General features: G+C 65.8%; 24 protein-coding genes and 1 tRNA gene. 2 read left to right on the top strand and 23 right to left on the bottom strand.

Features of this window, described 5'->3' with window-relative positions:
• The first annotated feature begins 47 nt into the window (after positions 1-47).
• Positions 48-467, top strand: coding sequence for a hypothetical protein (locus ACP7AU_RS01975; protein ID WP_426050352.1), 420 nt, complete (start codon positions 48-50; stop codon positions 465-467).
• Between the two features lie 128 nt (positions 468-595).
• Here the strand turns inward: ACP7AU_RS01975 and ACP7AU_RS01970 are convergent, their stop codons facing one another.
• From ACP7AU_RS01970 to ACP7AU_RS01930, 9 genes are all read right to left on the bottom strand, one after another.
• Positions 596-3,637, bottom strand: a complete 3,042-nt coding sequence (locus ACP7AU_RS01970; RefSeq protein WP_426050351.1) for a phage tail length tape measure family protein — start codon at positions 3,635-3,637, stop codon at positions 596-598.
• A gap of 2 nt (positions 3,638-3,639) precedes the next feature.
• A complete protein-coding gene (locus ACP7AU_RS01965) occupies positions 3,640-3,987 on the bottom strand; it encodes a hypothetical protein (protein ID WP_426050350.1) in 348 nt (115 codons plus the stop codon).
• A gap of 326 nt (positions 3,988-4,313) precedes the next feature.
• Positions 4,314-4,390 (bottom strand) — tRNA-Pro (locus tag ACP7AU_RS01960).
• Between the two features lie 73 nt (positions 4,391-4,463).
• A complete protein-coding gene (locus ACP7AU_RS01955; protein ID WP_426050349.1) occupies positions 4,464-4,892 on the bottom strand; it encodes a MerR family transcriptional regulator in 429 nt (142 codons plus the stop codon).
• On the bottom strand, positions 4,892-5,224 hold the full coding sequence (locus ACP7AU_RS01950) for an integration host factor subunit alpha (RefSeq protein ID WP_426050423.1): 333 nt from the start codon (positions 5,222-5,224) through the stop codon (positions 4,892-4,894). Before ACP7AU_RS01950 ends, ACP7AU_RS01955 begins: the two co-directional genes overlap by 1 nt.
• A gap of 53 nt (positions 5,225-5,277) precedes the next feature.
• The gene (locus ACP7AU_RS01945) at positions 5,278-6,255 is read right to left on the bottom strand and encodes a beta-ketoacyl-ACP synthase III (RefSeq protein WP_426035634.1); all 978 of its coding nucleotides are present in this window, start codon (positions 6,253-6,255) and stop codon (positions 5,278-5,280) included.
• The gene (plsX, locus tag ACP7AU_RS01940; protein ID WP_426050348.1) at positions 6,252-7,328 is read right to left on the bottom strand and encodes a phosphate acyltransferase PlsX; all 1,077 of its coding nucleotides are present in this window, start codon (positions 7,326-7,328) and stop codon (positions 6,252-6,254) included. The genes ACP7AU_RS01945 and plsX overlap by 4 nt, the downstream gene beginning before the upstream one ends.
• Positions 7,329-7,424: 96 nt before the next feature.
• On the bottom strand, positions 7,425-7,949 hold the full coding sequence (locus ACP7AU_RS01935; RefSeq protein WP_426050347.1) for a YceD family protein: 525 nt from the start codon (positions 7,947-7,949) through the stop codon (positions 7,425-7,427).
• Positions 7,946-8,485, bottom strand: coding sequence for a ubiquinol-cytochrome C chaperone family protein (locus tag ACP7AU_RS01930; protein WP_426050346.1), 540 nt, complete (start codon positions 8,483-8,485; stop codon positions 7,946-7,948). The genes ACP7AU_RS01935 and ACP7AU_RS01930 overlap by 4 nt, the downstream gene beginning before the upstream one ends.
• A 91-nt stretch (positions 8,486-8,576) precedes the next feature.
• On the opposite strand from ACP7AU_RS01930, the gene ACP7AU_RS01925 reads away from it, so the two are divergent.
• Entirely contained in the window at positions 8,577-9,056 is a 480-nt protein-coding gene (locus tag ACP7AU_RS01925) for an outer membrane protein assembly factor BamE (RefSeq protein ID WP_426050345.1), read from the top strand.
• A 214-nt stretch (positions 9,057-9,270) separates the two neighbouring features.
• On the opposite strand, the gene ACP7AU_RS01920 is transcribed toward ACP7AU_RS01925, so the two are convergent.
• From ACP7AU_RS01920 to mmsB, 14 genes are all read right to left on the bottom strand, one after another.
• Positions 9,271-11,418: a sodium-translocating pyrophosphatase gene (locus ACP7AU_RS01920; protein ID WP_426035624.1), complete on the bottom strand. Its 2,148-nt coding sequence runs from the start codon at positions 11,416-11,418 to the stop codon at positions 9,271-9,273.
• A gap of 241 nt (positions 11,419-11,659) precedes the next feature.
• The gene (locus ACP7AU_RS01915) at positions 11,660-12,088 is read right to left on the bottom strand and encodes a hypothetical protein (protein ID WP_426050344.1); all 429 of its coding nucleotides are present in this window, start codon (positions 12,086-12,088) and stop codon (positions 11,660-11,662) included.
• 92 nt (positions 12,089-12,180) lie between these two features.
• On the bottom strand, positions 12,181-13,170 hold the full coding sequence (gene thiL, locus ACP7AU_RS01910; RefSeq protein ID WP_426050343.1) for a thiamine-phosphate kinase: 990 nt from the start codon (positions 13,168-13,170) through the stop codon (positions 12,181-12,183).
• A gap of 3 nt (positions 13,171-13,173) precedes the next feature.
• On the bottom strand, positions 13,174-13,704 hold the full coding sequence (gene nusB / locus ACP7AU_RS01905; RefSeq protein ID WP_426035620.1) for a transcription antitermination factor NusB: 531 nt from the start codon (positions 13,702-13,704) through the stop codon (positions 13,174-13,176).
• Complete coding sequence (gene ribH, locus ACP7AU_RS01900) at positions 13,701-14,162, bottom strand: 6,7-dimethyl-8-ribityllumazine synthase (protein WP_426035618.1); 462 nt, start codon at positions 14,160-14,162, stop codon at positions 13,701-13,703. Before ribH ends, nusB begins: the two co-directional genes overlap by 4 nt.
• Positions 14,159-15,307, bottom strand: a complete 1,149-nt coding sequence (gene ribB / locus ACP7AU_RS01895; protein WP_426050342.1) for a 3,4-dihydroxy-2-butanone-4-phosphate synthase — start codon at positions 15,305-15,307, stop codon at positions 14,159-14,161. The genes ribH and ribB overlap by 4 nt, the downstream gene beginning before the upstream one ends.
• Positions 15,304-15,909, bottom strand: coding sequence for a riboflavin synthase (locus tag ACP7AU_RS01890; RefSeq protein WP_426050341.1), 606 nt, complete (start codon positions 15,907-15,909; stop codon positions 15,304-15,306). Before ACP7AU_RS01890 ends, ribB begins: the two co-directional genes overlap by 4 nt.
• A 57-nt stretch (positions 15,910-15,966) precedes the next feature.
• Entirely contained in the window at positions 15,967-16,602 is a 636-nt protein-coding gene (locus ACP7AU_RS01885) for a RibD family protein (protein WP_426050340.1), read from the bottom strand.
• The gene (gene nrdR, locus ACP7AU_RS01880) at positions 16,602-17,078 is read right to left on the bottom strand and encodes a transcriptional regulator NrdR (RefSeq protein ID WP_303695931.1); all 477 of its coding nucleotides are present in this window, start codon (positions 17,076-17,078) and stop codon (positions 16,602-16,604) included. The genes ACP7AU_RS01885 and nrdR overlap by 1 nt, the downstream gene beginning before the upstream one ends.
• 9 nt (positions 17,079-17,087) lie before the next feature.
• Positions 17,088-18,374 carry a serine hydroxymethyltransferase gene (gene glyA / locus ACP7AU_RS01875; RefSeq protein WP_426050339.1) on the bottom strand — a complete coding sequence of 429 codons (1,287 nt, stop codon included), beginning with the start codon at positions 18,372-18,374 and terminating at the stop codon, positions 17,088-17,090.
• Between the two features lie 72 nt (positions 18,375-18,446).
• Positions 18,447-18,614 (bottom strand): DUF6898 family protein, encoded by a 168-nt coding sequence (locus tag ACP7AU_RS01870; protein ID WP_426050338.1) that lies wholly within the window; start codon positions 18,612-18,614, stop codon positions 18,447-18,449.
• A complete protein-coding gene (locus tag ACP7AU_RS01865; protein WP_426050337.1) occupies positions 18,614-18,970 on the bottom strand; it encodes a hypothetical protein in 357 nt (118 codons plus the stop codon). The genes ACP7AU_RS01870 and ACP7AU_RS01865 overlap by 1 nt, the downstream gene beginning before the upstream one ends.
• A gap of 40 nt (positions 18,971-19,010) precedes the next feature.
• On the bottom strand, positions 19,011-20,237 hold the full coding sequence (hemA, locus tag ACP7AU_RS01860) for a 5-aminolevulinate synthase (protein WP_426035603.1): 1,227 nt from the start codon (positions 20,235-20,237) through the stop codon (positions 19,011-19,013).
• 175 nt (positions 20,238-20,412) lie between these two features.
• Entirely contained in the window at positions 20,413-21,321 is a 909-nt protein-coding gene (gene mmsB, locus ACP7AU_RS01855) for a 3-hydroxyisobutyrate dehydrogenase (RefSeq protein WP_426035601.1), read from the bottom strand.
• Between the last annotated feature and the right edge of the window lie 38 nt (positions 21,322-21,359).

Here is a 21,359-nt window from a genome sequence, read left to right as displayed (position 1 = left end):
CAGGCTCCCGACACCACGCCCCCCTGATCTCGTGCAAGGTTCGGCCGATGAGCGCGACTGCGGAAAACCTCATGATGTGCGCGAAGAGCTTCGCCCTGTCATGCCAGACGCTCTTGATTGAAGACGACCCTGTGCATGACCTGTCGATTATGTTGCTCGGTCTCACCTCTTTGGAACTTTCGTTCAAGGCGTGGATCAAACATCACGGCGCGACCGAAGCGGATCTCCGAATGATTAGCCATGACCTGACCAAGGCCTACGACGAGGCGGCGCGTCTTGGCTTGGGCGATAGGACGGGTGCGGTTCGACGGGCCGTCGAACTTCTGTCGCCTCTGAACAATGGCTTTATCCGCTACATGCCCGAAACGCCGGGCTTTCATGGACTGACCACGGTCAGCCTATGCGAACTGGTGAGAGCCGTCGCCGAAACCGTGGAGTCGGTCGTCTGGCCTGACGAAGAGGTCTGAAAAGACGAAAGCTCGCCCCAACGAGCCAATGCAGCCTTTGACCGGGCCGGCCACGGCCTTGGCCGCTCGGCTTCGACTTACCGGGCAACGGCCTGCAGAGCCGCTTGCCTACGCCCGCGGGCCCTATCTCATCCCATCGCCGCCTTGAACGCCCCGCTGTTGCGGCTGACGTGGTTCAGCAGGATCTGGCCACCCTCTCCACTCAGAGCACGGTCGAGGAAGTCGGCGGGATCGAAGACGTTGACGACGGTCGTGGCGCCGCCGCCGCCCTTTGCGTTTCCACGGTGGCGCGGATCATCGGCCGTCAGGACTTCCTCGCCCTTTTCGAGGATCGCGGGAACCTCGTTGGGTTTGAAGCCGGCTACGCCGCCGCCGTGATAACGAAGGGCCCCTGCGAAATCGATCGGGGACATCCTTCGGGTTGACCCGCCGCCCTGGCCGACGACGCCGCCCGTGTGGAACAGCCGGCCGATGAACGACGCAATCGCCCCGCCGATGCCGCCGTCTTTGCCTCCGCCCTTTTCAACAAGATTCAGCAATGCCCGTTTTGCGATGATCTGGGCAATCTCGCGCAGGAAGTCTGCCGCGAACTGCAGGAAGGCATCGCGCAAGGCGCCGAACGCTTTCCCGGTTTCGACCACCTGCTGAGCAAAGCGATCCAGCGCATTGACCCCGCCCTGGGCGAGCATGTTGTTGATGTCTTGCCCGGTGACGATCGCTTTCTGGCCGACCGACTCCAACTGCTTCGCGATACCCTCCCACGCGAGAATGATCGCCGCGGCGTTCGGCCCACCGAGCGATCTGGCCAACTCGATGGCGCTCCTGATCACCTGAAGGAGTCTCGCGTTCACGGCGTCCAGTTGGACAATCAGCGCCTCGGATGCACCCTGGTCGCCCTGCTCCTGGGCGAAGGTCAGTTGGTTCTGCAGCTCGGCACGCTCGGTCATCAGGTCGTTGACGGCCTTCTCCGAAGCCTCCCGGTCTCGGGCAGCGGTGTCCATCTGGTACTGCTGGCGAAGGATGTTCGCGTATTCCCGGCTCTGGCGCGTCAGGCTGATCGTGGTCTCGGTGGTAGCCGCGTTCGTCTCTTCGATCGCCTCAAGCCCGGCCTCCTTGAGCCCGCGTTGAATGAAGGCTTCTTCTGTCTCGACCTCGCCGCGGCGCTCGGCCAGTGCCAGAGACGCGCGTTGGACGGTCTCGTTGCCCGCGAAGGCGCGCTGCGCGTCATAGGCGGCAGCCACGCTTTCGCGAATAGACTCGGTCTGTGCCTCGGTGAACTGAAGGCCTGCGTCGGCCGCACGCGACCGGGCTTCCTCGATCGTCGTCAGGATTTGGGCTTCGCGGGACGTCTGGCCGATCAGTCCGATCTCGAACGTCCGCTTGGCATTGGCCGCATCGAGGTCTTCGTTGAACTCCTTCTGGGCTATGGCCAGTCGTTCTAGATCAGACTGGCCCCCACTGCGCGGCGTCCGCGTGGTCGGAACGGCCGGCGGGCGCGTGGTCGTGTCGGTTGGCGTGCCGGGCCGGGCAATCGGGTCAATGCCTTCCACGAGCGACTGCCCGGCCTGACGCACCCGTTGATACGCAATATCCCGACGTATGCGGGCTTGGTATGCACGAGCAGCATTGCGCTGAAACTCGGTCCCGCCTCCAGCCTGAAGTTGCCTGGAAAGCGCCTCTGAGTCAGACAGTTGTTGCTGTAGTTCCGTGATCCGGGTTCCGGTTCGGGCAAATGTTGAAGTGCGCGCGCCCGGCAGTTTGGACGTCAGATCCTCGATCAGTTTGATCAGGCCGTTGATCTCTTCCTTCACCTTCGAGAAGTCGATGAAGTTGACGTAGTCGGCAAATGCCTTCCACGCGTCGCCGAAGTTGCTGAGGATGTTCGACCACGGGCCGCGCATCTTGGCGGCGGTCTCATCGTACCGGCGCTCGAAGATCGCGAAGGCCAGGGTCCGGGCCTCTGCTTCCTTGCCGGACTTCTTGAGGGCTTCGATCTGTGCCCGCTCTGACTTCGTCAGGAAGGTGATCGAGTCGTCGAGCGACAGGATGTCCGAGATGTTGCCGGTGAACGCGGTCGAGACCTGCTTGGCAGCGTCCGTGACGTCGATCTTCAGCACCTTCGCGAGGTTGATCGCGGCCTTGCCGAACCGTTCCAGATACGCCGGCTCGACGGCATCACCGACGAAGATGTTCAGCGCAGCGCGCGCGTCGGCAAGCGAGCCGCCAAGGCCGTCCAGGGTGGTGGCGAGGTCGGCCAGTCGTTCCTTGGTGTAGTTCGCCCCGTTGCCCGAGGCGGTCAGCGCGATGTCGAACGCCTTGAGCGACGCGGCCTTGTTCTGCACGTCGATCAGCGCGGAAACGAAGGGCGCAATGGCGGCTGTGACCAGTGCGATGACCGGGATCATCCGCAAGATGCCGAGGGCCGCCTGCGGGAACAACTGGGCGATCTGGCCGCCCTGTTGCGCGAACGCCTGGGTGATCGGCGTACCGCTGGCGATCTGCGTGAACAGGTCGTTGATCTGGTAGGAGAGGTTCTGCACCTCATACGGCCGCAGCCCGAGAATGCCGCGACCCTTTGCCGACGTCAGCGCATCGAGTTCCTTGGACGCGATGCCTCCCGATCGGCCACGGCCTGCGGTGCCCTGCGCATTGAGGGCTCGCGTCGCCTGCTCCGTCTCTTGCTTGACGCGCTGTTGGGCCGCAGCGACCTTCGGCAGATCCCGGGCCAGGGCTTCGAGCGCGGCGCCGGTCTGATTGGCGGCCACGGTCTGACTGCGCAGAGCATCGACCGTGCGATCGAACTGAGCGAACGATCCGCCGCCCGAAGCGACCCGACCATTGAGTTTCCCGAAGGCGACGCTGGCGGCCATGAACTCGACCTTGGTCCGGCGCACTTCCTCACGCGCCGCGGCGAACTCCGTCTTCAGTTGAGTCGACGGTCGCTTGGCATCGCCCATCTTGCGGCCGAGCGTCTGCGCGGCGTCGCCGGCATCCTGGTATGCCTTGTAGAGGTCGCGGGCGTCCTTCTCCGCACCGGCGAAGGCTGAACGTCGGGCTTGCGTCGCCTGCTGGGCGTTCTGGAAGCGCTTGAGCGCCGACTCAGCGGACTTCAGGCCGGCGGCGGTCCGGTCCTTGGCGCTGATCTCTATCTGGACGTCGCGCTTAGCCATGATTACGCGCTCCCCACCGTTTCCATGGCGGCAAGCATCTTGGCAAGTTTGGGCGATGACCGAGCGCCGATCCTCAACAGGTCTTCGTGAAGCCGACTCACTTGATCGTTCGCGGCCAGTCGGGTCATGCGAGCAGCAAACTCGAACATGCGGGGCTTTGCGGGTCCCTCCGACAGGAACTGCATCATCGTTGCCTGCCAAGCCCCTTCAAGGTCTGGGGCCGAAATCCCGCTGAGAGACAGCGAACCGTAAAAATCAAGAATGACGCCGAGGCAGTCTCGCTGGGATTCTGCAAACGCGATGATCGCGGCGAAGTCGTCATCTTCGTTGGGACGAGATCCTTGAATCACCACTCACCTACATAACAACTGAGACCCTCACCACGATAACACAACGGGTGGAGTTTTGACAGTCTGCAGGGCCGAAGTGGACGATTGCACTAATACCTTACTTTAAGTCCACTGCGACTCAATTCAATTTATACTGCTCGTGGAAATGCAGATTTGGCGTCGCAGCATTAGAGCCTTCTAAGGCCGCGGGGATTGGCGTCAACGAGCGAGAGCCGCACGTCAGGCCCACTCACAAGTCTATGCGGGATGTTTGCCACTCGGTGGCGACATGGTGGCGACACGGTGGATCACCACCGCGTCGCCATCACGCTAGACCATTGATTCAATGGTCGGAGCGACAGGATTCGAACCTGCGACCCCTTGACCCCCAGTCAAGTGCGCTACCAGGCTGCGCCACGCTCCGAGAGGCCGGTCCTATAGCGGGGGGTTGGCGTCGCCGCAAACGAGAAAACGCGTCACGCGTCCGATGGGCGGGTTCAACCCGCCAGAACGGCGTCCATCCGGGCGCGGGCGCTCTCCAGATCAGCCAGAATCCCCCGCAATTCGCGTTCGGACCGCCCCGAGGTCGAGGACACCGGTTCGGTTGTCGGCGCAGGCGCGGCTCCGGGCTGCGCATCCATGCTGAAGGCCGCATCCGCATCGCCGTAGGCGGCCAGACGGGCGATCCCCTGTTCCTGATGCAACCGCTGCACGCCCTTGATGGTCAGGCCCTCGTCGTGCAGCAGCCGACGGATCGCCTTCAGCACCACGATGTCATGAGGGCGATAGAATCGCCGCCCGCCGGCGCGTTTCATAGGCGTCGCGAACGGGAACTTGGTCTCCCAGAACCGCAGGACATGCTGCGGGGCGCCCACCGCCTCCGCGGCCTCTGAAATCGTTCGGAAGGCGTTGGGGCTCTTGCTCATCAGGCGCCGGCGCCGTGAACGCGGGACTTCATGATCTGTGAGGCCCGGAAGCTGATGACACGGCGCGGGTTGATCGCCGCCGGCTCGCCCGTCTTGGGATTGCGCCCCATGCGCGCGCGCTTCTCGCGCACCTGGAAGACGCCGAAACCGGACAGTTTCACCGTCTCGCCCAGTTCCAGGCTCTCGACGATGAGCTCGAGCGTGCGCTCGACCATGCTGGAACATTCCTGCCGCGACAGGCCGACCTCTTCATGAACCGCTTCGCACAGGTCCGCGCGGGTCAAGGTTTGTAGTTCGCCCAAGGTTCGTCCCCTTTGATCCCGACACACCATAGAAGGCGAAAAGCGGGCGAAGTCAAAGGACACCGGGCGATTGTAGCCCGAAGTTACAGCCGGAAGGCGCAGGCGCCCCAGGTCAGGCCCCCGCCCATGGCCTCCAGCAGTACCAGATCGCCCTTCTTGATGCGCCCGTCCTGAATGGCGGCGTCCAGCGCCAGCGGGATGGAGGCGGCCGAGGTGTTGGCGTGCATGGCGACCGTGGAGATCACCTTGTGCTCATCCAGGCCGAGCCGGTCGCCCACGCCCTTGATAATTCGCTGATTGGCCTGGTGCGGCACGAACCAGTCGACCTCGGCCACGGTGATATTGGAGGCGGCGCAGGCTGCGGTGATGGCCTCGGCGATGTTCACCACGGCGTGACGGAACACCTGATTGCCCGCCATCCTGAGATGACCGACCGTCCCTGTGCTGGACGGACCGCCGTCGACATAGAGCAGATCGGTCTTGGTCCCGTCCGAGCGCAGGGCGAAGCCGAGCAGACCCTGATCGGCGCTGGTCCCCTGCCCCTCGCGCGGCTCGACCACTACAGCCCCGGCCCCGTCGCCGAACAGGACGCAGGTCGTCCGGTCGGTCCAGTCCATCAGCCGGGTCATTTCCTCGGCGCCGATAACCAGGGCGCATTTGGCCAGGCCGCGTGCGACGAAACCGTCAGCCACGCTCAGAGCATAGACGAATCCCGAACAGACGGCCTGGACGTCGAAGGCGATGCACACGGGCGCGCCAATCTTCCTCTGAACGATCGAGGCGGTCGCCGGGAAGGTCATGTCCGGCGTCGTGGTGGCGACGATGATCATGTCCACGTCGGCGGCGGTTCTGCCTGCGTCGGCGAGCGCCCGCCTCGCAGCTTCGGCCGCCAGGTCGCTGGTCGGCTGATCGTCACGGGCCTGATGGCGTTGCAAGATGCCGGTGCGCTCGATGATCCATTCGTCCGAGGTGTCGACGAACTTCGACAGATCGGCGTTGGTGACGACCTTTTCCGGCAGGAAGGAACCGACGCCGGTGACAGCGCTGCGGGTGACGCTCACGAAACGCTCTCTTGGGAATGGGTTTTGAGGGCCGCCGGGGCATGAAGCACGTCGCCGAGTCGCCCCAGATTGGCGCCGACGGTCTGCATATAGTCACTGCGGGCCAGATCGACAGCGATGCGGATGGCGTTGCCGAATCCCTTGGGGTCGGCACCGCCGTGGCTCTTTACCACGATGCCGTTCAGCCCCAGCAAAGGGCCGCCGTTGATGGCGCTGGGGTCGATCTTCTGGGCCATGGCCTTCAACGCGGGCATGGCGATGAAGGCTCCCGCCTTCGCCTGGAGACTGGAGGTCAGGGCCTCTTTGAGCAGGGCCGAGATGAACCGCGCCACGCCCTCTGCGGTCTTCAGGGCGATATTGCCGGTGAAACCGTCGGTGACGACCACATCGACCGTGCCCTTGGCGATGTCGTCGCCCTCGACGAAGCCGTGATAGTTCAGGCCCAGGCCACCCTCGCGCAGGATCCGCGCCGCCTCGCGCACCTCTTCGTGGCCCTTCATGTCCTCGGACCCGACGTTCAGGATGCCGATGGTCGGCCGGGCCGTGCCGTGCACGGCGGTGTGGAAGGCCTCGCCCATGATGGCGAACTCCACCAGCTGTTCGGCGTCGCTCTCGATATTGGCGCCGACGTCCAGGACGGCGGTGACGCCACGCTGGGTCGGCCAGCTGGCCACGATCGCCGGCCGCTCAAGGCCCGGCGCCGCCATGCGCAGGATCAGTTTGGAGATGGCCATCAGGGCGCCGGTGTTGCCGGCGGAAACGACAGCGCCCGCGTCGCCCGACTTCACCGCCTCGATGGCGTTCCAAAGGCTGGAGCCCTTGCCGCGCCGCATCGCCTGGGCCGGCTTTTCGTCGGAGGCGATCTTCTTGTCCGTATGGCGGATGTCGCAGACCTCGGAGGTCAGGTTGAAATTCGCCAGTTCGGCGACGATCGCCTGCTCGTCGCCGTGCAGCAGGAAGCGGACGTCCTGCCCGCCGTGACGGCGGATGTAGTCGCGAATTCCGCCGACGACGACGGGCGGACCATGGTCGCCGCCCATGGCGTCGAGCGATATAAGCGTGGGGGTTGGCAAGGGGTCGGAAACTCCGGTGCGTCGACTTTGCGACGCTTTCTGCTGGTCTCAAGGATACCGCCGCGCGGTGCGGATGCAAACGGCGCGGACGTTACGTCAAGATTTTCCGTCGTCGTCCCTGGCCTTGAACGCCTTGAGGACCGCGAAGGGCGAGATCTCGGCGGGCTCGTCCGGCTGGACGAACTCGGCGCCCGGCTTGCGCGGGAACGGGTCCAGCGTCAGGGCCAGTTGCTCGACGGCGTACTGGCCGAGGTCGATTCGGCTGTCCTCGATCACATCGGGTGCGTCGTCGTCCAGCGTCACCTCGATCTCGTCCGGCTCCGGCTCGGCCGCTTCGACCAGATGGACGGAGAATCGCTCATCGACCTGAACCGGCAGCGGGTCCAGCGTGATGCCGCAGACCTGCTCCAGCGTCGCCGTGACCCGGCCCGTCAGGATCCAGCCGACATGGCTGGGCGTGATCTTCAGATCGGCCTCGAACGCGGACAGCGACCCCAGATCCAGCGCCTTGATGATGCGCTTCCGCGCCGCCTCATCCGGGACCAGATGGCGTTCCAGCCCTGCGCCGATCTCGTTGACCCGCACCACCTCGCTGAAGGGCAGTCGATGTTCCGGGTTCATGCCTGGATCTCCGGCCAGACCGGCGCGGCCAGCACCGTGTCGATCGATTGTTTCGCCAGCACCCCACGCGCCGCCAGGGCATAGGCCGCCAGTCCGGTCGCCAGGTCGGCATCGTCGGTCGCATAGACGTTGCGCGCCAGGCCGCCGGACAGCTCAGGCGCGTCCCCTGCCCTCAGCGCCGTCTCGTAGGCGGTCATGCGGCCGTAAAGGGCCTCGCCAAGCCGCCGCATCTTCTTGGCCATGGTCACATCGTTCACGCCCAGCTCGCGCAGCGCGTTGTCCAAGGCGGAGACATAGACGTCGAACAGGTTCTGCGCCGCTTCGGCGCCCCGTTCGGCCCCGGCGCCCGTCTCGTCACGCAGGCGCAGAATCAGCAGCAGCACGTGCAGGGTGTAGAGCTCGAAGCGGGAGTCGATCTCGTCGGTCACGCCCAGGGTGGTGTAGAATCCCGGATCGCGGGCCTGCTCCACGGCCGCCGTGTACAACGGCAGGCCCATGCGCTCGGCGGATCGGGTTCGGAACAGGTTCTTCAGCATCGGTATACGGCCCCTTTTCCGCCGCGCCGTTGAACTAGGCGTCAGGTCCGGTTAGGTCAAAGACCTTGTTTCGTCCCAGGCGCTCGTCTCCATGAATAAAGTCGTCGTTCGTCTCGCCGTTCTGGTCGCCCTCGCGCCGCTTGCGGTCGCCTGCGCCCCCGTCGTGGGCAACCACGGCTTCCAGGTCATCGACGTCAATCCCAAGGACATCGTCATCGGGACCGACACCAAGTCGACCGTCCTGGCCCAGCTTGGCTCGCCCTCGGCGGTTTCGACCTTTGAAGATAACATCTGGTATTACATCTCCCAGACGACGGAGCGGTACACCTACAACCGCCCGCAGGTGTCCCAGCGGAACGTCACCGCCATCACCTTCAACGAGGCCGACGACAAGGTCGCAGAGGTCCGCAACCTCAACCTCGAAGACGGCCAGCAGATCGCCATGGAGCGCCGCGAGACGCCGACCCGCGGTCGCCAGCTGACCATCCTGGAACAGCTGCTCGGCAACGTCGGCCGCGGCCAGATGCCCCGCACCGACGAAGATGTCCCGGGTCAGCGCCGTCCGGACTAGGCTCTCGCCCAGGCACAGAAAAAGGCCCCGGAGAGCGATCTCCGGGGCCTTTTCTTTGTCTCCGCCCCGTTCGCTGCTTTGCGGCCGGGGAGGTAGATGCGAGCTCTTTGCGAGCAGACGGAGGGATTCATTATGCGACCAGACCCCCTCCGTCTCTTCGCTTCGCTACGAGCCCCCTCCCCACGCCTGCGGCGCTGGGAGGAGACCCGCTTCGCTAGCCGATGTTCCCGCTCGCCAGCACCGCCAGCAGCAGCAGGGCCACGATATTGGTGATCTTGATCATCGGGTTCACCGCCGGGCCGGACGTATCCTTGTAGGGATCGCCGACCGTATCGCCGGTCACCGCGGCCTTGTGAGCCTCGGAGCCCTTGCCGTGGACGACGCCGTTCTTGTCGGTGAAGCCTTCCTCGATCACCTTCTTGGCGTTGTCCCAGGCGCCGCCGCCCGAGGTCATCGAGATGGCCACGAACAGGCCGGTCACGATGACGCCCATCAGCATGGCGCCCAGCGAGGCGAAGGCGTTGGCCTTGTCCGAGATGAACAGGATCGCCGTGAACAGCACGATCGGCGACAGCACCGGCAACAGTGACGGAACGATCATCTCGCGGATCGCCGCCCTGGTCAGGATGTCGACAGCGCGTCCGTACTCCGGCTTGACCTCATAGGTCATGATGCCGGGGTTCTCGCGGAACTGGCGACGGACCTCTTCCACGACGGCCTCGGCCGCGCGTCCGACCGCCATCATCGACATCCCACCGAACAGGAAGGGCAGCAGCCCTCCGAACAGCAGGCCGACGACAACATAGGGGTTGGTCAGGTCGAAGGCGACCGGGCCCATGTTGGCGAAGAACGGATACTCGGCCGGATTGGCGGCGAAGTATTGCAGGTCCGAGGTATAGGCCGCGAACAGGACCAGCGCGCCGAGGCCCGCCGATCCGATCGCATAGCCCTTGGTCACGGCCTTGGTGGTGTTGCCCACGGCGTCCAGGGCGTCGGTGACATGGCGCACATCGGCCGGAAGGCCCGCCATCTCGGCGATGCCGCCGGCGTTGTCGGTCACGGGACCGAAGGCGTCGAGCGCCACGATCATCCCGGCCACGCCCAGCATGGTCGTGGTGGCGATGGCGATGCCGAACAGGCCAGCCAGCTGGAAGCTGGCCACGATGCCGACGATGATCACCAGCGCCGGAAGCGCAGTGGACTCCAGCGAGACCGCCAGACCCTGGATCACGTTCGTGCCGTGACCCGAGACCGAGGCGTTGGCCACCGACCGCACCGGGCGGAAGTTCGAGCCCGTGTAGTATTCGGTGATCACCACGATGGCCGCAGTAACCGCGAGACCCACCATGCCAGCCCAGAACAGGGCCATCGGCTCGATCTGCAGGCCGGACGTCGTGACGACCGGGCCGGTGACCAGGGTCGTGATGACCCACCAGACCGCGATGACGGACAGCGCACCGGTCACGATCAGACCCTGATACAGGGCGCCCATGATGTTGTTCGACTTGCCGAGGCGCACGAAGAAGGAGCCGATGATCGAGGTCACGATGCAGATGCCGCAGATAGCCAGCGGCAGCAGCATCATCACCTCCACATAGGGCTGGCCGCGGAAGAAGATCGCCGCCAGCACCATGGTGGCGACCGTGGTCACCGCATAGGTCTCGAACAGGTCGGCGGCCATACCGGCGCAGTCGCCGACGTTGTCGCCGACGTTGTCGGCGATGGTCGCGGCGTTGCGGGGATCATCCTCGGGAATGCCGGCCTCGACCTTGCCCACCATGTCGCCGCCCACGTCGGCGCCCTTGGTGAAGATGCCGCCGCCCAGACGCGCGAAGATGGAGATCAGCGAGGCCCCGAAGCCCAGGGCCACCAGGCCGTCGATGACCTCGCGGCCGGTCGATTCCAGCCCCAGCACCTCGGTCAGCACGCCGTAGTAGCCGGCGACGCCCAGCAGGGCTCCGCCCGCCACGAACATGCCGGTGATGGCGCCCGAGCGGAAGGCGAGGTCGAGTCCTCTGGACAGGCTCTGCGACGCCGCATGCGCCGTGCGCACATTGGCGCGCACCGAGATCAGCATGCCGGCGAACCCGGCCAGGCCCGACAGGACCGCGCCGATCACGAAGCCGATGGCGGCGTACTGGCCGATCAGCAGATAGGCGATGATCAGGATAACCACGCCGACCATGGCGATGGTGGTGTACTGGCGCTTCAGATAGGCCGAGGCGCCTTCCTGAATGGCGGCTGCGATCTCTCGCATCTTGTCGTTGCCGGTTTCGGCCTTCATCAGACTGGCGGTCTGGACGAGCCCGTAGAGGACCCCCAGCGCGCCGGCGGCTATCACTAGCCACAGAACATTGGTCATTGGCGTTTCCATACCTAAAGCATTGGGCGCGCGGACCCTTGGCGCGGCGGGCCATTTGGCCTCTGTCCGCCTTCCGGTCCCCCCGTGCGCAGTCTCGACGCAGTAGCGCGTCCCTCGGGAATTGCCCGGGAAGCTTACAACTGCGTCGGAACGACGCAACCGGCGTTTTTCAGGAACAGACGGGGCAGGATTCACGGCGTCAGCGGAATCGCGAAGCGAGTCCTCCTCAGCCGATCCTGGTCTAGGTGGGCCGGACGCCTGTGCGGCGACGCGGCGCCTGCAGGGCGACCTGGATGCTGGCGATCGAACCGGCGCCGGAAATCGACGGCGCAATACGCATCATCGCGGCGCACAGCGCCGGGGCGTCGACCTGGGTCCAGTCATCGGCCAGCACGAACGGCGTTCGGTGCGCGGCGCGGACCAGGGCGTCACGGAAATAGGGCTCCTTGGCCCGCATCTGCTCCGCGGTGAAACCGCCGCCCAGCGTCAGGCTGATGGTCACAAAGACATAGTTGCGGATACGCCCGCCCGCGATGATCGGCAGACCGACGCCCGCGATGTTCGAGGTGACCGCACCGGACGAGGCCGGGGCCTCAGACGCCGAAGCGGCGCTGGCGGCGGTTCCGGCCAGGGCCAGGGTTCCGAGGGCGAAGATGTCTCTACGGCGCATGAGAGCCTTATCGCGCGGATCGATTAGGATTCCGTTGCTTCGGTCCGGCCCCTATCATTCCGGCCGGAGCAGAGCGGAGAGTCGGGACCGTTTCAGTCGTGGGTCCAGCCGGGTTTGCGGATATCGACCGGCTTGCCGAGATAGCTCGCCGTCACGCCGCGTCCCGCCGAAATGGTCCCGACGCGGGTCAGGCGCAGCAGTTGTCGATCAGCCTCGCGCTTCAGCGCTGGCTCGTCCGAAGGGGCGGCGGTGAGCAGCAGTTCGTAGTCATCGCCGCCTGTCGCCAGGGTCACCAGCGCGGCCTCGGGGTCCGTCCGCGAGTCGAACCAGGCCGTCGCAGCCGCCGACCGCGGCAGCAGTTCCAGCTGCACCGAGGCCGCCACGCCGCTGGCGCTGGCGATATGTCCGAGATCCGCGATGAGGCCGTCCGAAACGTCCATGATGGCCGTGACCAGCCCCTGCACCGCCTGACCGAAGGCCAGGTGCGGCACGGGCCGGCGATAGTGCTCCGCCAGCGCGGCGATGCGTTCCTGTTCCAGGTGCAGATGACCCTTCGCCGCCTGCAGCCCCAGCCAGCCGTCGCCGATCATGCCGGTGACATAAATCCCGTGCCCGGGCTTGGCTCCGCCGCGCGTCACCGATCCGCCCTTCGGCGCCCAGCCCAGCATCGTCGCGGAGAAGGACGCCGGTCCGGGGGTCAGCACAGTGTCCCCGCCGAGCAGATGGATGCCGAACTCTTTCTGGTCCGCCGCCAGTCCGGCCGCGAAGGCTTCCCGTTCGGGCCAGCCGCACCGCGGCGACCAGTGGCAGGCCAGAAGATAGCCGAACGGTTCCGCACCCTTGGCGGCCAGGTCCGACAGGTTCACCCGCAAGAGCTTTTGAGCCACGGTGTCGAGCGGGTCGCCCGGCAGGAAATGGACCCCCTCGACGATCGCGTCCTTGGTCAGGACCAGATCGGCGCCCGGCCGCGTGGGCATCACCGCGACATCGTCGGTCAGCCCCCAGGCATGGTCCGGGTGGGCCAGGGGTGCGAAGAGCTTGCGGATCGTCTCGAACTCACCGGCGGCGTCGACGGCGGCCATAACCTAGGCCTTCGAACGCACGTCGCGGGCCACCCCGTCCAGGGCGGCGTTGACGAATTTCGCGTCGCCCTCATCGAAGAAGGCTTTCGCCAGCTCGACATATTCGTCGATCACGATCTCTTTGGGCACTTCGGTCTTGTGCGTCAGCTCCCAGGCTCCGCAGCGCAGCAGGGCCCGCAGCGTGGCGTCCAGCCGTTCCAGCCGCCAGTTCGAGGCAAGACGCGCCTTCACCGAGGAGTCGATGTCTTTCTGGCCGGCGATGACGCCGCGCACGATATCAGCGAACCAGGCCTCATCGGCCTCCGCCAGCGCCTCGCCCTCGATGTCCGCGTCGAAGCGATGGTTCGAGAACTCGGTGATGACGGTCTCGACGCCCTCCCCCGCCAGTTCCATCTGATACAGGGCCTGAACGGCGGCCAGACGCGCCACCGTGCGCGCGCGCCGCTGGCGGCTGGTCAGCTGCGGTTCGGCCTGGGCGCGTTCGTTCTCGGCCAGTTGGGCGAGAACGGCCTTGATGGAGTGGGGCTCGGTCATTCCCCGAGCCCTACGCGCAGACGCTTCTTCAGCGCAATGAGGTCCATGCAGGCGCGCGCCGCGCCGCCGCCCTTGTCCCCTTCGGACAGACGGGCCCGGGCCCAGGCCTGATCCTCGTCCTCGACGGTCAGGATGCCGTTGCCGATGATCACGCCGCGCGTGCCGAGCAGCATGATCCCGGCCGCCGACTGATCCGACACGATCTCGAAATGATAGGTCTCGCCCCGGATCACGCAGCCCAGCGCCACATAGCCGTCATAGCGCGGGGCGGTCGGATAGCGGCCGGCCTCCTCGGCCAGGGCGATGGTCGACGGAATCTCCAGAGCGCCCGGCACGGTGACGACGTCGAACGCGATACCCTGAGTCCGCAGCGCATCCTTCGCGCCTTCCAGAAGCGCGTCGGCCAGTTCGTCATAGAAGCGCGCCTCGACGATGAGAACGCGGGGGGGATCCTTCAGGATTGGTCTTCTCCGTCCATGTCGCGCCAGCCGACGATGCGCAGGCTATAGCCCTCGATGGCGGCGGGTTCGGGGCGGGTGGAGCTCATGACGATCATGTCCTCGACCCCCAGATCTAGCAGGATCTGCGCGCCCACCCCGTAGTTTCTAAGGCTGCGATCGACCGCCGCCGGCTTGTCTACGCCCGCCAGCCGTTCGGCCAGACCCTGCAGGGTCGGGTCGCGCAGGAAGACGACCACGCCCGGCCCGTCATGCCGGGTGATCGTCTTCAGGGCGTCGGGGATATAGCTCTGGCGATCTTCGACATGGCCCAGCAGGTCGGCGGCGAAATCGACCTGGTGCATCCGCACCAGCGTCGGCTCGCCCGGTACGATCCGGCCGTGGACCAGGGCGACGTGTTCGGCGCCCTCAATGGTGTTCCTGTAGAGCATCAGGCGGAACGGTCCGCCATGTACGCTCTCGAACGGCTGGTCCATGATCCGCTCGACGAACCGCTCGGTGCGGCGGCGATAGGCGATCAGGTCGGCGATGGTGCCGATCTTCAGTCCGTGCAGCTGGGCGAAGGCGACCAGATCCGGCAAGCGCGCCATGGTCCCGTCGTCGTTCATGATTTCGCAGATGACGCCGGCGGGGGTCAGGCCCGCCATCCGGCTGATGTCCACCGCCGCCTCGGTGTGTCCGGTACGAACCAGAACGCCGCCATCGCGCGCCACCAGCGGAAACACATGCCCTGGCGAGACGATATCGTCGGCCGTCTTTGTCGGGTCTGAGGCCACCTGCACCGTTCGCGCCCGGTCCGCCGCGCTGATTCCCGTCGTCACCCCCTCGGCCGCCTCGATCGAGACGGTGAAGGCGGTCGCCATGCTCTCGCGGTTCTCGGCGGCCATCGGCGGCAGGCGCAGCTGGCGCGCCCGCTCGGCGGTGATCGCCAGGCAGATCAGGCCGCGCGCATGCCGCGCCATGAAGTTGATCTGGTCTGGCGTCGCGAACTGGGCCGGGATGATGACGTCGCCCTCGTTCTCACGGTCCTCGGCATCCACCAGGATGTAGGGACGCCCGTTGCGGGCATCCTCGAGGATATCCTCGATCGGGCTGATCGGACTGTCGAACATGTCGTGGGCCAGGACGATGGTGTTGGTCATCATGCCGTCTCCTGCCACCGCGCGAGGTAACGCGCCAGCATGTCGATCTCCAGATTGACCGCGCTCCCGACCTTGAGGTCGCCGAGCGTCGTCGCCTCCCAGGTGTGCGGAATGATGTTCAGGCCGAAGCGGCGACCGTCCACCGCGTTCACCGTCAACGACACACCGTCCACCGTGATCGAGCCCTTGGCGGCGATGAACCGGTGCAGCGGCGCCGGGGCCTCGATGACGATCCGGTGCGATCCGCCCTCGGGCGTGATCTCGACGACCGTGCCCAGCCCGTCGACGTGACCCGAGACGATATGGCCGCCCAGCTCATCGCCGACCCTTGTCGCCCGCTCCAGATTGACCGGCGTGCCGGCGCTCCATTCGCCCAGCGTGGTCTTGTCCAGCGTCTCGCCCGAGACCTCGACGGCGAACCAGCCGCCCCCTTCAGGCCTGGGGCCCTTCTCCACCACGGTCAGGCAGACGCCCCCGTGGCTGATCGAGGTGCCCAGGTCGATGCCCGAGACATCCCAGGCCGTCTCGACCTCATACCGGCGATCACGCGCCGTCTGGGCGACCGAGCGCACGCGGCCGATGTCGGTAATGATTCCGGTGAACATGTCAGTCCGCCGTCCCGAAAAGTGGACGCCGGTTTTCGGATAGGACGGCGGGGAACATCAAACGACCTTCTCGTAACGTTCCCACAGGTCGTCACCCATAGGCTCCGCCGCAAGGCGGCGGTACTTCGGAGCGTGAGCGAGGCGTGCGAGAGCCAGGGCCGCGACTCCCGGACGCCCGTCTCCGCCCAGCAGGATCGGCGCCCGAAACCACTCGATGGCATCCACGACCCCGGCCGCGATGAAACAGGCGGCGACCCGGCCGCCGCCCTCGATCATCAGGGATTTGACGCCGCGTTCTGCGAGCGTTTCCAGTACGGCGTCCACGCTGGGACGGCCCTGGGCGTCGCCCTTCACCTTCAGAACTTCCGCCTCGCCGACAGTGATCGGCTCGCGCGTGGTCAGAATCAGCGTGCCCGTCCGGGCGAGCCGCGCGAACGAAGGCGTCCGCAGCCTGCTGTCCAGCACGACGCGCAGAGGATTCTTGCTCGCTTCGCCCTCCGGCAGCCGCACCGTCAGGCGGGGATCATCAGCCAGCACTGTCTCGACCCCGACCAGCACGGCGTCGTTCGCTGCGCGCAGCCGGTGACCCTGCTCGCGCGCCTGCGGCCCCGTGATCCACTGGCTTTCGCCCGTCGACGTGCCGATCCGCCCGTCCAGCGACGTGGCGACCTTCCAGGTAATCCGGGGTCTCATCAGCGGCTCGAGGATCCCGGATCGTCGTCCAGTCCCTCGTCGCCGAGGAAGCGGGCGAAGTCGCCGGTCGCCCGGAAGTCCTTGTAGACCGAGGCATAGCGAACATAGGCGACCTCATCCACGGCCTTCAGCCCCTTCATGATGAAGTCGCCGACGACGCTGGACGGGATCTCGGTTTCGCCAAGGCTCTCCAGCTGACGCACGATCCGCGACACCAGTTGTTCGACCTGCTCCGGCTGGATCGGACGTTTGCGCAGCGCAATGGCCAGGGATCGTTCGAGCTTGTCGCGATCGAAGGGCGTGCGCCGTCCGTTGCGCTTCAGGATGACAAGCTCGCGCAGCTGCACCCGCTCGAAGGTCGTGAAGCGCCCGTTGCAGTTGGGACAGGACCGGCGACGACGGATCGCCGCACCGTCGTCTGACGGGCGGCTGTCCTTCACCTGGCTGTCCATGTTGCCACAGAAGGGGCACTTCATCGCTGGGCCCTATCCGTAGATCGGGAAGCGGGCCGTCAGGGTGCGGACCTGTCCGGCGACCTCGGCGACCACGGCCGGATCGGCCTCGTCCCCGCCGTTCATCGAGGAGACGACGTCGGCGATCCAGTGACCGATCTGCCTGAACTCTTCCTCGCGGAAGCCGCGCGTCGTTCCCGCCGGCGTGCCCAGGCGAACGCCCGAGGTGACCGTGAACGGCGCGGTGTCGAACGGCACGCCGTTCTTGTTGCAGGTCATCAGGGCATGCTCGAGCTGCAGCTCGGTCGCCTTGCCCGTCACGTTCTTGGGCCGCAGATCGACCAGGACGATATGGCTGTCGGTGCCGCCGGACACGACCGCCAGGCCGCGCTCGATCAGCACACCCGCCAGCGCCTGGGCATTCAGCACGACCTGTCTCGCATACAGCTTGAACTCGGGCTTCAGCGCCTCGCCGAAGGCCACGGCCTTGGCGGCGATGACATGCTCAAGCGGCCCGCCCTGCAGCCCCGGGAAGACGGCCGAGTTGAACTTCTTGCCCAGCTCGACGTCGTTGGACAGGATCATCCCGCCGCGCGGTCCGCGCAGGGTCTTGTGGGTCGTCGTCGTCACCACGTGCGCATGCGGCACTGGGTTCGGATAGGCGCCGCCTGCGACCAGACCCGCATAGTGGGCCATGTCGACCATCAGATAGGCGCCGACGCTGTCGGCGATCTCGCGGAAGCGGGCGAAGTCGATGTGGCGGCTGTAGGCCGAGGCCCCCGCCACGATCAGTTTCGGCTTTTCCTTCTGCGCCATCTCGGCGACGTGGTCGTAGTCGATCAGATGGGTGTCAGGGTTGACCGAATAGGTCACGGGCCGGAACCATTTTCCCGACTGGTTCGCTGGCGAGCCGTGCGTCAGATGCCCGCCCGCCGCCAGATCCATGCCCAGGAAGGTGTCGCCGGGCTGCAGCAGGGCCAGGAACACCGCCTGGTTGGCCTGGGCGCCCGAGTGCGGCTGCACGTTGGCGAAGGCCGCGCCGAACAGCTGTTTGGCCCGCTCGCGGGCCAGGTCCTCGGTGACGTCGACGAACTCGCAGCCGCCATAGTAGCGACGGCCCGGATAGCCCTCGGCATATTTGTTGGTCAGCACCGACCCTTGCGCCTCCAGCACCGCCTTCGAGACGATGTTCTCGGACGCGATCAGCTCGATCTGTTCCTGCTGGCGATGCAGTTCGCCCTCGATGGCGCCGAACACTTCAGGATCGGCCTCGGCCAGACCCTTGGAGAAATAGGCGTCGTGAATGAAGGGAGCGGTCACGGGCAGGTCCGGGCTGACGGAATGGGAGGCGGCCTATCTAGGCCCCACGCCCGTTCACCACAACATCTTGTGTCACTGCGTCGCAAGCAGCCGCTTGAGCTTGGCTATGGCCAGCCGCTCGACGGCCCTCGGTTCGTGCGCCGGTCCGACGGCCGTCGCCTCACGACCGGTGGCGACATGGACGGCCGTGACCTTCAGATAGGTCCCGTTGCGTATCGCCTCGACGATGACCTCAGACATCAGATTTTCTTCAGCGCCAGACCAAGATCAATCGAGTCGAGTTCGCTATTCCAGTAGCTGATCAACGTAGCCTCGTTCAGCCTGATCCAGTCCTGCACCAGCTTCAAGCTGGCATCATCAAGTGAACCCTCGATCAAGGTGGGCGTGGGCCGGATGCCGACGACAGCCATGTCAGTGACGTCGATTAGGTCGCCTGGTTTGCGGCACACCTTCACTCTGGCGTCGTGTCGTGCATTGCCGCGATTGCTGACCCAGACGACCATCGGCAAACCGGTGTGCTTCGGGCGTAGGTTCGACATGAGAAAGAAGTCTTTCTCCTCGATCGGTATCTCCGGGATCGGCTGATGGACGTTCATGGCGTCAGGATACCGCGAATCCGCGGCAGCCGGAAATCGATCAAGCCGCCACGGGCATCCGGGCGATGTGGCAGTGGGTCCACAGCTTGTCCATCGCGCTGACCAGGGCGTCCATCATGCCGTCGTCATGGTTCGGCGAGGGCGTGAAGCGCAGCCGCTCTGTCCCCTTGGGCACGGTCGGATAGTTGATCGGCTGAACATAGACGCCGAAGTCTTCCAGCAGCATGTCCGAGATCATTTTGGCATGCACAGGATTGCCGACGAAGACCGGCACGATGTGGCTTTCGCTCGGCATCACCGGGATGCCGGCGGCGGCGAAACGGTCCTTCAGGGTCCGGGCCCGCTCCTGATGCGCCTCGCGCAGTTCCGGATGCGTCTTCAGGTGCCGCACCGAGGCCAGGGCCCCGGCGGTCAATGCGGGCGGAAGCGAGGTGGTGAAGATGAAGCCCGAGGCCCAACTGCGCACGGCGTCGATGATCACCGCGTCAGCGGCGATATAGCCGCCCATGACGCCGATGGCCTTGCCCAGGGTGCATTCGACGATGTCGATCCCGTCCAGCACGCCGTCGCGCTCGGCCACGCCCGCGCCGGTCGCGCCGTAGAGGCCGACCGCATGGACTTCGTCGAGATAGGTCATGGCGCCGTATTTCCGGGCCAGGGCGATGGTCCCGGCGATGTCGGCGATGTCGCCGTCCATCGAATAGACGCTCTCGAAGGCGATCAGCTTGGGCGCATCCGCAGGGGCCGCGGCCAGCAGTTCCTCGAGGTGCGTCACATCGTTGTGCAGGAAGACGTGACGCTCGCAGCCGCCGTTGCGGATCCCCGCGATCATCGAGGCGTGGTTCAGGCTGTCGGAAAAGATGATCAGTCCCGGCAGAATGCGCTGCAGGGTCGTCAGGGTCGCCTCATTGGCCACATAGCCCGAGGTGAACAGCAGGGCCGCTTCCTTCTGGTGCCAGGACGCCAGTTCGGCCTCCAGGTCCACGGCCGAACGAGTCGTGCCGCTGATGTTGCGCGTGCCCCCGGCGCCGGCGCCCACGGCGTCCAGCTCGGCCTGCATGGCCTCAAGGACGACCGGATGCTGGCCCATGCCGAGATAGTCGTTCGAGCACCAGATGATGACGTCCTGCTCGGACCCGTCATCCAGGCGCCGAACCGCCTTCGGAAACTGGCCGCGCACGCGCTTGATATCGGCGAAGACCCGATAGCGCCCTTCGCCCTTCACCTGGTCGACGGCGGACTGGAATGCGGCGGTGTAGTCGAACAACCCTGTTACTCGCGTGGTCTCTCGGGATGACGCGGTATTTGCGCTCCGGGTCCGCGAAAGTCTATCGCCACAGGCTGCAAAATGGTCGCAACCTTCTAATTGATAACGGTTCTCAGTTTCGTTCGTGCGCATGTGCGACAATCGCGGGAAGAGACATGCGCCGCATTGAGATGGATCAAGTCCGGGGCAACTCGTCCAGCTTCCCGCGCAGCATCTGCAGGATGCCCGAAAAGTCGCGGCCGCCGTAACCGAGGCCGTCGAACATCTGGAACAGGGCTTCGGTCTGCGCCCCCAGCGGCGTGCTCGCGCCGGCCTTGGCCGCTGCGTCCTGCGCCAGCTTCAAATCCTTCAGCATCATCGCTGTGGCGAAACCGCCGTCATAGTTGCGATTCGACGGCGCCGTCGGCACCGGCCCGGGCCACGGATAGTAGGTCGTCGTCGACCAGCTCTGGCCCGATGACTTGGCGACGATGTCGAACATCTTCACCGGATCCAGACCCAGCTTCTCGGCTAGGGCGATCGCCTCGCAGGTTCCCAGCATGGTGATGCCCAGGATCATGTTGTTGCAGATCTTGGCCGCCTGCCCCGCTCCGTGGTCACCGGCCCGGAAGGTCACCCGGCTCATGGGCTCCAGCGCCGCCTCGATGCGCGCGAAGTCGCCTTCGTCGCAGCCGACCATGAAGGCCAGCGTCCCGGCGTCCGCCGCCATCGTACCGCCCGAAACCGGCGCGTCGGCGAAGGCGTAGCCGCCCTCCTTCGCCAGGCCCGCGACCCTGCGCGCCGTGTCCACGTCGATGGTCGAGCAATCGAGCAGCAGGGCCGAGGACGGCGCCACGCCGATGATCTGTTCCGAATAGACCTTCAGCACATGCGGCCCGGCCGGCAGCATGGTGATGACCACCTCCGCGTCGCGCACGGCCTCGGCGACCGATTCGACCGGCACGCAGCCCGCGCCTTTCGCCCGATCCAGAGCCGCCGCCGACAGGTCGAAGGCCGCGACCGCATGGCCCGCCTTGGCTTGGTTCGCGGCCATGCCGCCGCCCATGTTGCCCAGGCCGATGAAGGCGATCTTGGTGGCGGTCATTGCGGCGTTTCCCTGGAAGCGTTCTTGTTGGCCTCCGG

The sequence above is a fragment of the Brevundimonas sp. SL161 genome (assembly GCF_049896985.1).
Lineage (GTDB): Bacteria > Pseudomonadota > Alphaproteobacteria > Caulobacterales > Caulobacteraceae > Brevundimonas.
This window is presented reverse-complemented; position numbering and strand designations above follow the sequence as displayed.